The 15,777-nt window shown below is 70.4% G+C and carries 7 protein-coding genes; 5 read left to right on the forward strand and 2 right to left on the reverse strand.

The window, feature by feature from the left end; all coding sequences use genetic code 11:
• Window positions 1–24: 24 nt before the first annotated feature.
• Window positions 25–1,152 carry an epoxide hydrolase family protein gene (locus MZC64_RS40530; RefSeq protein ID WP_247764951.1) on the forward strand — a complete coding sequence of 376 codons (1,128 nt, stop codon included), beginning with the start codon at window positions 25–27 and terminating at the stop codon, window positions 1,150–1,152.
• A gap of 42 nt (window positions 1,153–1,194) precedes the next feature.
• Here MZC64_RS40530 and MZC64_RS40535 read toward each other — a convergent pair whose 3' ends face one another.
• Window positions 1,195–3,909 carry an AAA family ATPase gene (locus MZC64_RS40535; protein WP_247764952.1) on the reverse strand — a complete coding sequence of 905 codons (2,715 nt, stop codon included), beginning with the start codon at window positions 3,907–3,909 and terminating at the stop codon, window positions 1,195–1,197.
• 143 nt (window positions 3,910–4,052) lie between these two features.
• On the opposite strand from MZC64_RS40535, the gene MZC64_RS40540 reads away from it, so the two are divergent.
• The 4 genes from MZC64_RS40540 to MZC64_RS40555 all read left to right on the forward strand — a co-directional run bounded on the left by MZC64_RS40540 (window position 4,053) and on the right by MZC64_RS40555 (window position 9,770).
• Window positions 4,053–5,579, forward strand: a complete 1,527-nt coding sequence (locus MZC64_RS40540; RefSeq protein WP_247764953.1) for a S8 family peptidase — start codon at window positions 4,053–4,055, stop codon at window positions 5,577–5,579.
• Between the two features lie 43 nt (window positions 5,580–5,622).
• Window positions 5,623–7,083, forward strand: coding sequence for a serine protease (locus tag MZC64_RS40545; RefSeq protein WP_247764954.1), 1,461 nt, complete (start codon window positions 5,623–5,625; stop codon window positions 7,081–7,083).
• A gap of 110 nt (window positions 7,084–7,193) precedes the next feature.
• Window positions 7,194–8,168, forward strand: coding sequence for a hypothetical protein (locus MZC64_RS40550; RefSeq protein ID WP_247764955.1), 975 nt, complete (start codon window positions 7,194–7,196; stop codon window positions 8,166–8,168).
• 132 nt (window positions 8,169–8,300) lie between these two features.
• On the forward strand, window positions 8,301–9,770 hold the full coding sequence (locus MZC64_RS40555; protein ID WP_247764956.1) for a M1 family metallopeptidase: 1,470 nt from the start codon (window positions 8,301–8,303) through the stop codon (window positions 9,768–9,770).
• A gap of 255 nt (window positions 9,771–10,025) precedes the next feature.
• On the opposite strand, the gene MZC64_RS48980 is transcribed toward MZC64_RS40555, so the two are convergent.
• On the reverse strand, window positions 10,026–15,680 hold the full coding sequence (locus MZC64_RS48980) for a non-ribosomal peptide synthetase (protein WP_247764957.1): 5,655 nt from the start codon (window positions 15,678–15,680) through the stop codon (window positions 10,026–10,028).
• Window positions 15,681–15,777: the final 97 nt, after the last annotated feature.

Genomic DNA, 15,777 nt, shown 5'->3' on the forward strand with positions numbered 1-15,777 from the left:
TAAAAGTTCTCTAGAGTCTGCGCCATGACGAACTCCACGGACATCCGCCCCTTCCGCATCGACATCGCCCAGGCTGACCTGGACGACCTCAACGAGCGCCTCGCCCGCACCCGGCTGCCGCGGCCCGCGCCCACCGACGACTGGGAGTACGGCACCCCGAACAGCTATCTCAGCGAGACCGTCGAGCACTGGCGCACCAAGTTCGACTGGCGCGCCCAGGAAGCCCGGCTGAACGAGTTACCCCAGTACCTGACCGAAATCGACGAGCAGACCGTGCACTTCGTGCACGTGCCGTCGAAGGAGGCGAACGCGACCCCGTTGCTGCTGCTGCACACCTACCCCGGCTCCTTCGCCGACTTCCTCGACATGATCGGCCCACTCACCGACCCGGTCGCGCACGGCGGCGACGCGGCGGACGCGTTCTCCGTCGTGGTGCCCTCGATCCCCGGTTTCGGCTTCAGCACACCGCTGTCCGGCCGCGGCTGGACCATGCGCAAGGTCGCGGAGACCTTCGACAAACTGATGCGCCGCCTCGGCTACGACTCCTATGGCGCGCACGGCAGCGACGGCGGCGCGATGATCTCCCGCGAGCTGGGCCTGCTGCAGCCGGAGGGTTTCCTCGGCCTGCACGTGCTGCAGCTGTTCTCCTTCCCCTCCGGCGACCCGGCGGAGTTCGAGAAGCTGGAGCCCAAGGACTACGCGGCGCTGGAACACCTCCAGTGGTTCCAGTCCGTCGGCGGCTACAACCAGATGAACGGGACCCGCCCGCAGACCATCGGCGCCGCCATCGCCGACTCCCCCGTCGGCCAGCTCGCCTACAGCGAACTGTTCAACAACTTCGGCGACGGCACGAGTCTGGTCACCACCGAGCAGATCCTGACCCAGGTGTCGCTGTACTGGTTCACCAACACCCAGGCGACCGCGGGCCGCTACCACTTCGAGGAGGGCAGGGCGGGGGCGGAACCGGCGGTGAACCCGTCCCGGACCGGGGTCGCGGTCTTCAAGAACGACTTCACCACCATCCGGACCTTCGCCGACCGGGACAACTCCAACATCGTGCACTGGTCGGAGTTTCCGGACGGCGGTCACTTCGCGGCGATGGAGCGGCCTGAGGTGCTTGCGGGTGATTTGCGGGCGTTCTTCCGCGCGTGACAGCGGCTCCATCGGCCACCCGCCGGATCACGGCGGGTGGCCTCACAGCCTGATGTCGTTGCGGGAAGACACATTGAGCTTGCGGCACACCTTGCCCACGTACTCCTCCACCGTCCGTCGCGACAGGAACAACGTCTCGGCGATCTCCCGGTTGGTATGACCGCCCGCGACCAGCCGGGCAACGTCCCGCTCCCGCGGCGAAAGCTGGCTGCCGTAGCCGCGTCTGCCCCGGGGTGACGGTGTGGCCACACCGGTGCCACGCAACCGGTGGCGGCAACGCGCGGCATCCACGGTGGCGCCGAGGGCGTCGTAAGCCTGGGCGAGCGCGCTGAAGTCGGTGGCGCCCGCCTGTTCGGCGAGCTGAGTGGCACGGTAGGTCAGGCCCAATGCCTGGTGCTGCTCGATCGCGGACTGGTGCAGACGGTGGGACTCGTGGTTGCCGGTGGCAGCAGCGAGTTTGGCCTCGCAGGCGGTCAGGGTTGCCTGGGCGTAAGGGGCATCAGTTCCGATGAGCCCGTCGGCCAGCTCGGCAAGGAGATCCTGTACCACATCGACGCTCCCGGTAGCCAGGTAGCAGTCGACGGCCTGGGGCACCACATCGCCTGCCCAGGCCCAGGCGCCCTTGGCGCGCAACAAGGTCAGACCGCGTTCAGCGTGCGGCGCGGCAGCCGTGGGATCGCCGCGGCTGAGCAGCAGGGCGGCCAGTCCCCCGGCGGCGGCGATGCGCACCGGCATGGTGGCGGCGACCGGGTGTGGGCCCACAGCCGCGTGGAATCCGCTTTCGGCGCGGGCCCAGTCGCCGCGGGCAGTGGCCAGCCAGGCCTGGGCCAGGTGCAGTTCGGTGGTGACCGGGGGCAGGTGGGCGTAGGTGCGGACCAGTTCGGTGATGCGCTCGTCGAGTCCGGACCACTGCCCGGTCAGCCAGTCCAGCCGAACCGTGGTGGCCTCGGCGGTGCCGGTCACGTACGGGGCGCCGACCCGGGCGGCCAGGGTCAGGCCGGTGCGCAGGAAGGCGCGGGCTTGCTTGTGGTGGCCTATCCAGGAGCAGGCGTCGGCCAGGTTGCAGTGCGCGCGGGCCAGGTGGCGGATCTCCTCCGGGTCGGTGACCTCGGCCGGAGACGGCAGGCGGGCGGCGCGGGACCAGGCGCTGGGGTCGCCGGCGATCAGTCTGCCGCCGAGGGTGGTGGCCAGCACGGCGGTGCGCAGAGTCCGGGTGGGCAACTGGTCCAGCACGCCGTCCACCCGGTCCAGCAGGGCCTGGTGTTCGGCGATGGGCGCGGTGCTCAGGTAGGGCACGGCCAGCACGGCCATGCCGCGCGCGACCCGGTCCGGCTGGTCGCCCAGCTGGTCGATGGCGTGCGCGATCTCCGCCTCGGCGCGGTCCGGTTCGCCGGTGTCGCGGAGCAGCAGCAGGCCGAACCACAGCCGCACCTCACCCCGGACCTCGGCGGTCAGCCGCGGATCCGCGAGCAGATCCTCGACGCGGGTGAGCACCGCGGGGTCGTGCAGTCCGGTCAGCGCGGTGGCGCACAGCTTGGTCGCCAGCCGGTTCACCTCCGCGGGGCGCACCTCCGCATCGGCGAGCACCGCGGAGAGCAGCTCGACCGCGGCGGGCAGGTCCCGGCGCACAATCGCGGCGTCGGCGGCCAATTCGCTGTAGTGCAACCAATCTCCGGTCAGACCGGCCGCCTTGGCGTGGGCCGCCAACCGCGCCAGGGGCTTGTGGTCGAGGCGGGAGAGCACTCGCAGGGCACGCTGGTGGAGTTCAGCGCGGCGCGGGCCTGGCAGTGACTCGCGTACCGCGCGGGCCGCCAGTGGATACCGGAATCCGTAGCGGTTCAACGGAATCTCGGCCAGCACGGCCGAGCGCACCAGGGTGACCAGGTGCGCCGGATCGGCCTCGCCCGCGACCGCGGTCAGGGTGTCGCCCAGCTCCGGGACGTCCAGCACCGCGGCGGCCTCGGCGAGTGCGCGGGCCGCGGCGGGCAGGTTCCGCAGCCGTTCCTGGACCGCCTCGGCCACCAGGACCGGCACCCCGGGCCCGTCCGCACGCAGCACCTGCTCCACCACGAACGGGATCCCGGCCGTCTCCCGCAGCACGGCCTCGACACCGAGCCGCGTGCCCGGCATCGTGTTGATCAGCGCACGCACCTGCCCGACGTCGAAGGGGCGCAGCACCAGGTGTGTCCCGGTCACGCCGGGCGGGACGCGCAGGGCACGGCCGAGCGGGGCCGCGCCGGCGAGGTCCTCGCGCCGGTAGGTGAGCACCAGGGACAGTCCGGGCGGCGGGTCGGCGAGCACAAACCGCAGCACCTGGCGGGTGCGCTCATCCGCCCAGTGCAGGTCTTCCAGGACCAGCACCACCCGTCCCAGCGCGCCGAGCAACTGCCGGAACGCGCGGAACACCCGGTGCCGTTCGGCTTCCGGATCACCCAGCGGCGGCGGGGCCGGGGGCAGCCGGTCGGCGAGTTCGGGCAGGTAATCGCGTAGCGCGCCGGTCACCGGGCCTGGTTCGCGCAGCCGGTCGCCGCAGTGGCTGAGGCAGTCCAGCAGCACGCCGTAGGGAAACGGGTCGGGCAGCGGCTGGCAGGCGGCGACCACCACCTGGGCGGGTGGGTGCGTGGCGAGTTCGGCCACCAGCCTGCTCTTGCCGATCCCCGCCTCGCCCTCCACAAAGGCCACCGCGGGCGGCTGGGCAATCGCGGCGCGCAGGGCGGCCAGCTCCGCGTCCCGGCCGATCAACGGCGCTCCGGTCATGGCTCGCAGCGTATTTCGGCGGGTGTCGCCCCCAGAAGACCTGCGCCCAAGTCCAGTACCCCTACGGGGGTTTACCACGGTTGTTCCCCCTCCCCCGACGCCGAATGGTGATGTCCGAGCGCTATGCGAGAAGGAGGAAACCAATGCGCAGACTACGCAGTACCGCGAGCCTGCTGGCGGTGGCCGCGGTCGCGATGGCCACCGTCACCGGGGTCGCCACCGCCGAGCCCGAAGGCGCGGTCGTCCAGGCCCGCGAGCACCACACCGGACGCTACATCGTGGTGCTCAAGGAGGACGCCCGCACCGCCGCGGCCACGCTCACCCAGCGCTACGGCGGGGTGGTCGCCGAGACCTACTCGGTGACGCTGAACGGGTTCGCTGTCCGCGAGCTGTCCGAGGGGCAGGCCAAACGCCTGGCCGCGGACCCCTCGGTCAAGGCGGTGCACGAGGACGGCACGACCAGGGCGGTGGCCGGGGAACAGCCCAACCCGCCGTCCTGGGGCCTGGACCAGATCGACCAGCGAACCACCAGCCTGGACAAGAAATACGCCTACCCGAACACCGCGGACAACGTCACCGCCTACGTGATCGACTCCGGGGTGGGTATCCGGCACCCGGAGTTCGAGGGCCGGGCCAGCCACGGCTACGACTTCATCGACAACGACAACGACGCCAGTGACTGCTTCTGGCACGGCAGCCACGTGGCAGGCACCATCGCGGGCAAGACCGTCGGGGTGGCCAAGAAAGCCAAGGTGGTCGCGGTCCGCTCGCTCAACTGCGGTGGTTCCGGGCCGGATTCGGCCACGGTCAGCGCCCTGGAATGGGTGGGCAAGAACGGGGTCAAGCCAGGGGTGGTGAACCTCAGCCTGGTCATGGACACCGTCGGCGTCGGCGACGAACAGGTCAAGGCGTTGGTGGCCAAGGGATTTGTGGTCGCGGTCGCGGCGGGCAACAACGGCCAGGACGCGTGCACGGCCAGCCCCGGCCGCACCCCGGAAGCACTCACCGTCGGCTGGATCAACCAGGGTGGCGGCCGCAGCGGCAACTACGGCCGCTGCGTCGACCTGTTCGCCCCCGGCGGCAACATCTACTCCACCGACCACACCGGCAGTTTCCGCACCGGCAGCGGCACCTCGATGGCCTCCCCGCACGGCGCGGGCGGTGCCGCGCTGTACCTGGGCGCGAACCCGGGTGCGACCCCGCAACAGGTCCGGGATGCCTTGGTGGACAACGCCACCCCCGACCTGGTCACCAACCCGGGGGCCGGTTCGCCGAACAAGTTGCTCTACACCGGCTTCATCGGCGGCAACCCGCCGCCCCGCTGCGGCGTCAAGACCAACGAGGAGGATCTGTCCATTCCGGACGCCGGATCCGCGGTCGGCACCAGCGTCGTGCAGGAATCCTGCCAGGGCAAGGCTTCCGCGACACTGCCGGTCCGGGTGGACATCGACCACGGCTACACCGGCGATCTGGCCATCGACCTGATCGGCCCGAGCGGAGCCACCTATCCGCTGCAGCGCGCGGGCGGGGTCGGCGAAACCGGTGGCGTGCACCGGAGTTTCACCGTGGACGGCTCGCGCGAGGACGCCAACGGCACCTGGCGGCTGTCGGTGCGCGATGTCTACCGCTTCGACACCGGCGCCCTGACCGGCTGGTCGATCACCTTCTGATCAACATCCCTGCTTTTCCTTACCCTGCAATGCGAGGAGCACGATGCGAACACCACGTCTGGTCATCACGATCTGCCTGGCCCTGGCCGCGCTGACCCTGCCGATGACCGCCGCCGCGGCCGCGCCCGCCGACAAGATCAGCGACGCCGTCACCCCCACCGACCAGCTCAGGTCCGGGGACGTGGGCGCCCAGGTGGTCAACGGACAGCGCACCACGGTCAAGGAAAATCCGTTCGTCATCGCGGGCCTGCGGGCCGGCGGTGGTGGGCCGCAGGGCCAGTCCTGCACCGCCGCGGTGGTGGGCAAGCGCAAGATCCTCACTGCCGCGCACTGCATGATCGACGTCGGCGGCGCCAAGAGCTACGTCTACGGCGACGACGACCTCACCTCACCCGGCGGCGAGACCTTCCGCACCAAGGTCGCCTCGCACAAGGTGCACCCGCGTTACACCGGCCCGAACTCCTGGCAGACCGGCTACGACGTCGCGGTGATCACCACCGAGGACGACCTGCCCGTGCCACCGAGCCAGTGGGCGAAGGTGGCGGGCTCCGGCGACAGCGCGCTGACCGCGCCCGGCAAGTCCGGCACCGTCGTCGGCTACGGCAAGACCGGGGCCAGCGGCGGTTCGGGTGTGCTCTACAAGGCCACCCTGCCGGTCAACGACGCCAAGAACTGCCAGGTCTTCAACGTCAAGGTCAACCCGGATGTCATGGTGTGCATCGGTTTTGACGACGGCCGCGTCGCCACCTGCTCCGGCGACAGCGGCGGTCCGTACATTGTGGACGGTGTGGTGGCCGGGGTCGTCTCCTGGGGCGCCGGTGGCTGCGACCGGTACAGCATCATGGCCCGGCTGACCAACGAGATGGGTGACTGGGCGAAGAAGGAGATCGGCGGCGGACAGCCCGGCGAGGGCAAGTTCACCGTGGACCTGTCCCCGTCTTCCGGCAAGGTCGAGCCCGGCAAGCACGTCTCCACCAGCGTCACCAGCAAGGCGGGCGATCAGGGCCCGGAGAAGCTGGAACTCAGCGCCGCCGGCCTGCCCACCGCCGCCACCGCCACCTTCCAGCCCACCTCGATCAACTCGGGCGAGGTCGCCAAACTGACCATCGAGACCGCGTCGAGCACCCCGAAGGGCACCTACCAGATCACCGTCACCGCCAAGGGCACCTCCGGCTCGAAGACCGCCGGCTACACCCTCACCGTGGGCGAGGGTGGCACCACCGAAGGCCCGAAGCCCGCGGCCACACCGGCTTCCGGCACCGTCTCACCGGGCGGATTCATCAACAGCACCATCACCGTCACTGGCGGCACCGGCCCGATCAGCCTCAGCGCCCAGGGCCTGCCGTCCGCGCCGATGTTCCTGCCCTCCACCGTCAACCCCGGCGGCAGCTCCCGGATGAGCATCGCCGCCCCGTTCCAGACCGGCACCCACAAGATCACCATCGTCGCCACCGACAGCGCGGGCAAGACCGGCAGCACCGAGTACACCCTCACCGTCCAGTAACTCCCCCGTCGGGCCCGTGACGACCACCCGCGTCACGGGCTCGACAGGCGGGAACGCGGTGCGCGACTATGCTGCCAGCCAGATCGGTGAGCGAGTCGAGGGGGAATTCAGTGCGCAGCAAGCGTCTGTCCACAGTGGCCGGTGCCGGGCTCCTTGCCGTTGCGTTGTCGGCGGTGGTCCTGCCGGGCACCGCGAGCGCGGCGGACCCGGTGCCGATCTCCAACCCGGGCGGCTACGCAACCCAGCGCTCGGGCGCCACCGCCGCGCAGAAGATCACCCGATCACTCGGTGGCCGGGTCACCATCCCAGCCGGGCAGACCCGCTACCTCAACAGCAGGCTGACCGTGGACGACGTGGACGAGATCAGCGAGGTCTCGCACCTGGTCCTCTGCCGGCGGCCGGGGCAGACGACCAACGTCGCCCGGCTGGTGAGCGGGCAGAACGTGCTGGCGAACACCGCGACCACCCTGATCACCCGGGGTTTCGTGACCGCGCCCGCCGACAGCCTGCTGCACTGCGAGGTCTACGCGCAGTTCGTCAACCACACCGCGGACCGGCCCGGCCACCTCGAGGTGATGCCCTCCTCCTACCTGCAGGACGTGCACGGCGCCACCACCGCGGTGCGGCAGACGTTCAACGGCAAGGTCCTGGTGAACACCTCGGTGCGGGCGAACTCGGTGTCGTTCACCGCCCCCGCGGGCGCGACCGCCGTCCAGGCGATCAGCGACCTGAACGTGACGGTCTGCTACGGCAAGGACGAGACCGATGACGGGGACCTCTGCAAGCGCTCGCTCAAGGCCCGGATGGACGGCCGGAATTCACTGGTGGGCACGCAACTGGTGATGGAGCAGCTCGCCGCGGACGGTTCGGTCTGCAAGACCATCACCAACGGCGACCTCGCCGGAGTCAACGTCACCCACACCATCCACCACTTCAAGATCAATAAGTACCTCATCAACGTGCCCATCGCGCCGAACTGCTCGCGCGAGTTCGTCTTCCACACCAGGGTCACCGCGAACTCGGGCAGCAACTCCTTCGTGATCGAGGCCAACAACCAGAGCGTGGGCGCGGTCTTCGTCCCCTGACCGCGACGGTGAGCTGGACCACCCCCGGGTGCTCCCCGTACGACTTTGGTGCTACCCGACTGTGCCGTCAACGCCGATGCACCCGCTCAGCGAGCCAAGCATGCTGTGAGTGATTCCCAAGAAAGGACCGCAATGCTCCGGCTAGCGCTGGCACTATCCCTCACAGCAGCCGCCCTGCTCACCCCGACCGTGGACGCCCTCGCGCGCGACGAAGGCTCCCCCGGCGCACGGACCCTGGGCGACCGGCTGTTCCCCGAGCTGGGCAACGGCGGCTACGACGTGCTCGACTACGACGTGAGCATGTCCTATGTGGACGGTAGCCAGCTGATGCCGGCCTCGGTCACCGTCCGGGCCAAGGCCACCCAGAACCTCTCCGCACTGAGCCTGGACGCGGCGGCCCAGCAGATCAAAGCGGTCACCGTGGACGGTCGCCGGGCGGAGTTCCGGCAGGAGAAGGAGAAACTGCTCCTCGGCCCGGCGAAGGTGCTCCGCGCGGGCGAGTTGTTCACCATCCAGGTCGACTACACCGCCGATCGCGGCCAGCACCCAACACCGCCGGGCATCAGTCTGCCGCCGGGGATGCAGTGGCCGATGCGGGCCTGGGTGGAGACCCCGGACGGATTCGCGGTGATGGGCCAGCCCGACCGCGCACACCTGTTCTTCCCCAACAACGACCACCCCAGCGACAAGGCGAAGTTCACCTTCCGCCTGACCGCGCCGAACGACCGCACCGCGGTGGCTAACGGCGACCTGGTGACCAAGGAGCCGCACCCGGACGGCACCACCACCTGGACCTACCACACCGACCGCCCCATGCCCACGCACGTGGTGCAGTTGGCGGTGGGCCGCTTCCGCGGGATCACCCAGGCCGGTCCGAACAACCTGCCGATCCGCAGCTACCTGTCCACGGCCCCTTTCCAGGGCAAGGACCTCACCGCCGACATGGAGCGCACAGCCAGGGAAACCCCAGACCACCTGGCCTGGCTGGCCAAGGAGCTAGGCCCCTACCCGTTCACCGGCTACGGCGTGCTCGGCCTGTCCAGCACCTACAACTCCGTAGCCCTGGAAACCGCCACCCTGTCCACCTACGGCGCCGGCCTGTCCCTGCCGCCGAAGGACCAGGCGCCCACCCTGGTCCACGAGCTGACCCACCAATACTTCGGCGACGCGGTCTCGGTGGCCACCTGGGACGACATGTGGCTGAGCGAGGGCCACGCCCGGTTCTACGAACGCCGCTACGCGGCCAGCCGCGGCTGGATCGACCTGGAAAAGGAACTGAAGTCCCTGTACCAGTCCGACCAGAAGAACCGCACCACAATCGGCTCAGCCGGCCACCTGAAGAACCCCTACAGCGTCCTGTTCGACACCAACGTCCCCGGCCAACTAATGCTGGAGGGCCTGCACACCCTGGTCGGCCCGGACACCTTCCGCCGCATCGAACAGACCTTCCTCAACCGCTACCAGCACAAGTCAGCCAGCACCCAGGACTACATCACCGTCACCAACGAAATCTCCGGCCAAAACCTAACCGACTACTTCCACCGCTGGCTGTACAGCGACACCACCCCACCCATGCCCGGCCGCCCAGACTGGACCACCTAACCCCGCCACCCCTCGCACTCGGTTTCCTGGTCCACGGGCCGGCTCTGGTCGCCATACGCTGTTCCCCGCTCCGGCGGTCGACGAGGCCTGGTGCGCTGCGCACCATGCCTTGGCACACCCGGCAACCGCACCCGCTGCAGTTCGTGGATGACATCGTCACCGCGCGCACCAGCCTCGGCCTTTCGTCTGGGGCACGCGCCATAGGGTGAGCGCCGAGGGATTGGGCACTAGGCCCAGCCCCTCGGCGGTGTCAGTTCAGCCCTGTGCGGCCAGGCTTTCCAGGTGGTGGCGGAGGTGGTTGGCGATCTCGGCTGCCTCCTCGGGGCTGATCGCGTCCGGGCGGTGGTCTACCCGCAGGGCCAGTTCCGCGCCTTCCTGCCGGGCCACCAGGGACAGGGGGTAGTGGGTGCCGTCGTTGACCTGGAGGTCGCGGACCGTGACCTCGCCCAGGCGGGTGAAGGCGGTGGGGTTCAGGGGGTAGTTGTGGAAGACCAGGTGGGCGGCGAACAGGTGTTGGTGGCCGAGTTCCTGGGCGATGGTGGGCCAGCCGAGGTGTTGGTGGGGTAGGACGGTCACGTGGTCGGACTGGAGGCGGGCGGCCAGGGTGAGTGGGGGTTCGCCGATTTCTGGGCGGGAGCGGACCGGGATGATGTTGGTGTGCAGGCCGATTCTGGCTTCCATGGCCGGGATTTCCGGGGTGCGGCCGGAGACGGTGGCGCCCAATAGCAGGTCTTCGGCGCCGGTCAGGTCGTGCAGGGTGCGGGCCCAGGCCGCGCGGATCAGGGCGCCCAGGGTGAGGCCGTGGGTGCGGGCGGTGCGGAGCAGGGCGGTGGTCTGCTCCGCGGACAGCCGCAGGGGATGTTGTTCGGGGAGTAGGGCGGGGTTTTCTGCTTGGGGTGGCGCAAACAGGGTGGGTTTGGCGCCGTCCAGGAGTTCGGTCCAGGTGCGGGTGGCGGCGGCACTGTCCTGTGTGGACAGCCAGGTCAGGTGGTCGGCGAAGGCTGGGGCAGGCGCCAGCGGCTGGCCCGCGTAGTGGCGAAACAACTCGCTGAAGAGGACTGACAGGGACCAGCCGTCGACCACGGCGTGGTGCAGGCTCAGCAGCAGGGTGTGCCGGTGCTGGGCCAGGCGCATCAGGTGGGCGCGCAGCAGTGGTGGGCGGGCTGGGTCGAAGCGGTGAGCGCGGTCGGCGGTCACTACTTCGTCCACTGTGGACACTTCGCTGGTCTGCCAGGGCAGTTCCGCCTGGGCCACCACGAGCTGGGTGTCCTGGTCGGGGAAGCAGGCGCGCAGGGCGGGGTGGCGGTCGATCAGGGCCTGACAGGCCGCGTGCAGGCGGTCCTGGTCCAGGTCGCCGTCGAGGTCGAAGAGCACCTGCACGGTGTAGACGTCCGGGCCGTGGGCGGTGCGGGCGGTGTGCGCCAGCATTTCCCGTTGCAGGGGGGTGACCGGCAGGATGTCGGTGAGGTGTGTGTGCGCCCTGGTGAGCTGGTCGACGCGGGTCTGGTTGAGTTGGGCCAGTGGGAAATCCGATGGGGTGCGGCCGCCTTGGCGTAGCTGTGCGAGTTCGGTGAGCGCGGTCAGCCAGGACTGGGCCAGTGTGGTGGCGTCGGTGTGGGTGAGGCGGGTGCGGTCGTAGGAGAAGGTGGCGGTCAGGAGGGGACCGTCGGGGGTTTCTTCGGCGAGGGCGTTGAGTTCCAGCGGGTGGGTGGGTGTCATGCGTGGGTCTCGGGCGCCGCCGAAGCCGCGCACGGTGAACTCGCCGTCGTTGACGCCGAAGCGGCCGAGGTAGTTGAACAGCACCTGCGGGGTGGGGGCGTCGGCGAAGGCGCCGCCGACGTGGCGGAGCAGGCCGTAGCCGAGTCCGTCGCCGGGGGTGGCGGCGAGTTGTTCCTTGATTTGCTTGACCGACTCGGCGGGGTTGGCGGCCGGGGTGAGGGCGACCGGGTGTAGGTCGGTGAACCAGCCGATGGTGCGGGAGAGTTCCGCGCCGGGCACCGCTTCCTGTTCGCGGCCGTGGTTCTCCACCTCCAGTAGCACCGGCGCGAGCGGGGTGCCGCGCCAGGCGTTCAGGGCGCGGGTGGCGGCGGTGAGCAGGATCTCGTGCACGCCGGTGTGGAAGGCCCTCGGCACGGTGGTGAGCAGGGCTTCGGTGGCGTCGGTGGACAGGGTGACGGTCAGGTCGCCGCGGCCGGTTTCGCCGGTGGGGGCGCCGAGTTGTGGGTCCGGGGTGGCCAGGATCTGCTGCCAGTGTTCCTTTTCCGCCGAGCGGTCGGCGGCGGTGAGCGCGGTGGCCCAGCGGTGGAAGGAAGTGTGCGGACGGGACAGCGCTGCGCCGGACCAGGCGTTGGCGAGGTCGTCGGCCAGGATTCGCCAGGACACACCGTCCACTACGAGGTGGTTGGCCACCAGTAGCAGGCGGCCGGGCGCGCCGGGCTGCCAGACCGCGCCGAATACCTTGCCCTGGGCCGGATCCAGCCAGGACACCAGGTCCGCGCGGTGGTTCTCGGGATCGTCCTCGACGCAGCGCAGGAACACCGGGGCGGACTCGGTCACGTGCAGCCGCCACTGCTCGTCCAGGCGGGCGTGCAGCAGGTCGTGACTGTCCACAACGGACTGGAGCAGTTCAGTCAGGCGGTCGGCGGTCAGTTCGGCTGGGGTGTGCAGCAGGACCCACTGGTGGTAGTCGTCGATCGGGGTGTCCTGGGCGGCCAGCCAGCGCAGCACCGGGGTCAGCGGGACCGGGCCGACGTCCGCCGCGTCCGTCGGTCCACTGTGGACTTCCTCGGCGATCTCGGCCAGTGCCGTCGCGGTGCGGTGGGTGAACACCTCGCGCGGACTGATCAGCAGCCCGGCAGCGCGGGCTCTGGCGACCAGCTGGATGGCCAGGATGCTGTCCCCGCCGAGGCTGAAGAAGCTGTCCGCCACGCCGACCTCGGCCAGGCCGAGCACCTCGGCGAACAGTGCGCACAGCAGGCGTTCCCGGTCGGTGCTTGGGGCGCGGGAGAGGTCCGCGGCGGCGGCGTAGTCGGGGGCGGGCAGGGCGCGCCGGTCGGCTTTGCCGTTGCGGGTCAACGGGATCTGGGTCAGCACCACCACCGCGGCGGGCACCATGTGCTCGGGCAGCAGGTCCGCGAGGTGTGCGCGCAGCGTGAGCGGGTCGAGCACCGCCGCGGCCCTGGGCACCGCGTAGCCGACCAGGCGTTTGTCGCCGGGTTTGTCCTCGCGGACCACCACCACGGCCTGGGCCACTTCGGGGTGGCGGCCGAGTGCGGCCTCGATCTCGCCGAGTTCGATCCGGAAGCCGCGGATCTTGACCTGGTCGTCGGCGCGGCCCAGGTACTGCAGGCAGCCGTCCTCGGTCCAGCGGGCCAGGTCGCCGCTGCGGTAGAGCCGCTCCCCCGGCGCCCCGAACGGGTCCGGCACGAATCGGGCGGCGGTCAGTTCCGGCCGGTTGAGATAGCCGGGGGCCACGCCGGGGCCGGCCACGTAGATCTCGCCGGGCATGCCGGGCGGCACCAGTTCGCCGTGCTCGTCGAGCAGGTAGACCCGCAGGTCGTCGATGGCCCGGCCAATCAGGCTGCCTGCCCCTGGCACGCAGTCCCCGCGGCTGAGCGCGAGCTGGGTGACGTGCACCGTGGTCTCGGTGATGCCGTACATGTTGACCAGCACGGGCGCGTCCTCGGGATGCCGGTCGTACCAGTCGGCCAGGCGGGTCAGGTCCAGTGCCTCGCCGCCGAAGGTGACCGCGCGCAACGCCAGTCGCGCCCCGAGTTCCGGCTCGGCCCGTTCGGCGGCCATGAGTTGGTAGAAGGCCGACGGGGTCTGGCTGAGGATGGTGACCTGTTCCTCGACCAGCAGGCGCAGGAACTCCGGCGAGGAGCGGGTCACCGCGTGCGGGACCACCACCAGGCGGGCCCCGTGCAGCAGCGGGCCCCAGATCTCCCAGACGGAGAAGTCGAAGGCGTAGGAGTGGAACATCGTCCACACGTCCTCGGCGTGGAAGCCGTATTGCCGCTGGGTCGCGGTGAACAGGCGGACGACGTTGTGGTGCGGGATCGGCACGCCCTTGGGGTTGCCGGTGGAGCCCGAGGTGTAGATGACGTAGGCCGGGTCCGCCGGGGTCAGCGGCCGGATCCGCTCGGCGTCGGTGATCGGGGTGCCGGGCAGGGCGGACAGGGTCAGCCGCACATCCTCGGCCTGTAGCGGGAGTGCACCGGGCAGGGATTCGTCGGGGGCGAGCACCAGGGCGGGTTTGGCGTCGTCGAGCAGGTACTGCACCCGCTCGGCCGGGTAGCTGGTGTCGATGGGCAGGTAGGCCGCACCCGAGTTGATCACGGCGAGCATCGCGGTGATCAGGTCCAGGGAGCGTGGGAAGGCGAGGCCGACCAGGTCGCCGGGGCCGACGCCGTCGGCGATGAGCAGGCGGGCCAGGCGGTTGGCGTCCTCGGCGAGTTCCCGGTAGGTCAGCGATTCGCCGTCACAGGTGACCGCGATCCGGTCGGGGTACTCGGCGGCGCGGGCGGCCACCAGGTCGGCCAGGGTGGCGGGGGTGCTGGTGGTGTGTCCGCCGGCCCAGTCGCCGAGCAGGCGTTCGCGTTCGGCGGCGCTGAGCACGTCGGCCGCGCCGATCGCGCGTTCGCCGAGCAGGCTGAACTCGCGCAGGTAGCGCTGGAGTCGTTGTTCCAGCCCGGCAAGCTCGGTGCTGGTGTGCAGGGCCGGGTTGGCGTCCAGGGTGATTTCCAGGCCGTGGCCGTCGTTGCGGTCGTAGACGATCACCGACAGGTCGTCGGTGGCGGTGCCGGAGAGGTAGTGCGCCTTGGCCGGGGCTGCGCCGAAGCGCACGCCGTAGCTGAAGCGCATGATGTTGATCCGGGTGCAGAACAGCCGGTCCTCCTGGGTGAGCGCGCCCTGGTCGCGGCGCAGCCCGGCGTGGCCGTAATGCTGGTGTGCCAGCACCTGTTTGACCCGGGTGGAGACGTGCGCGAGCACCTGCGGCACGGTCATCGACCGGTCCAGGGACAGGTGCAGCGGCACCACATTTGCCGACATGCCCGGCGCGGACCTGGCCGCGCTGGAGCCGCGGGCGGCGGTGGGCAGGCCGAGCACCTGCTCGCCCCGGCCGGTCATCCGGTGCAGGAACGCGGCCACCGCGGCGATGATCACGGTGGTGGGTGAGGTGCCGGCGAGTTTCGCGGTGCGCGCCAGCTCGGCGGTGATCTCCGGCGGGACCTGGCTGGTGGTGCGCAGGGCCAGCCGGGCCGGGGCGGCCGGTCGGGTGGACAGGCTGACCGGTTCCGGCAGGCTGGCGCCGTAGCCGGTCCAGAATTCGCGGTCCTTGGCCCACTGCGCGGACCCTTGGTAGGCGGCATCGGCGGCGAGCAGCACCGACAGCGGCTGGAACGGACTCTCCCCGGCGTCCAGGCCCTCGGCCAGGCGGGTGTAGACCTCGCCGGCGCGGCGGGCGAGCAGGGCCACGGTGTAGCCGTCGGCGACCAGGTGGTGGTAGCAGTGCACCCACAGGTGCTTGTCCTCGGCGAGGCGCAGCACGGTGAAGGTGAACAGCGGTCCCCTGGCCAGGTCGAACGGCCGTTCCAGCACCACCCGCAGCCGCTCCGGCGCCATGTCGGGGCGCTCGCGCAGGTCCACCACATCCAGGGCGAAGCCGACCTCGGGCGCGACGTGCTGGCGTACCCCGTGCTCGTCGGCGGTGAAGGTGGCGCGCAGGCAGTCCGCCTCGGCGACCAGCACGCGCAGGGTGCGCTCGAACAACTCCAGGTCCAGCGGGCCGGTGATCTCCAGGTACTCGGCGACGTTGTGCGCGAGACCGGTGGGGTCGAGCTGGTGGGCGTACCAGACACCGGTCTGGGCGCTGCTGAGCGCGAGCGGGGTGGTGCGGAACGCGGGCACGGCGAAACTCCCTCAACCTGGCGGAATTGCGACAGAAGAGCGCGGAGAGGAAGTCCGGACCTTTTCTCCCTGCGGTTCCCGAGGCTATTCACCGCGC

It is taken from the genome of Crossiella sp. S99.2 (assembly GCF_023094165.1).
Lineage (GTDB): Bacteria > Actinomycetota > Actinomycetes > Mycobacteriales > Pseudonocardiaceae > Crossiella.

Bases quoted from the DNA above. Each gene is read 5' to 3' on its own strand.
- MZC64_RS40555 (WP_247764956.1), top strand. From the start codon at position 8,301: ATGCTCCGGCTAGCGCTGGCACTATCCCTCACAGCAGCCGCCCTGCTC.
- MZC64_RS40545 (WP_247764954.1), top strand. From the start codon at position 5,623: ATGCGAACACCACGTCTGGTCATCACGATCTGCCTGGCCCTGGCCGCG.
- MZC64_RS40530 (WP_247764951.1), top strand. From the start codon at position 25: ATGACGAACTCCACGGACATCCGCCCCTTCCGCATCGACATCGCCCAG.
- MZC64_RS40535 (WP_247764952.1), bottom strand. From the start codon at position 3,909: ATGACCGGAGCGCCGTTGATCGGCCGGGACGCGGAGCTGGCCGCCCTG.
- MZC64_RS40540 (WP_247764953.1), top strand. From the start codon at position 4,053: ATGCGCAGACTACGCAGTACCGCGAGCCTGCTGGCGGTGGCCGCGGTC.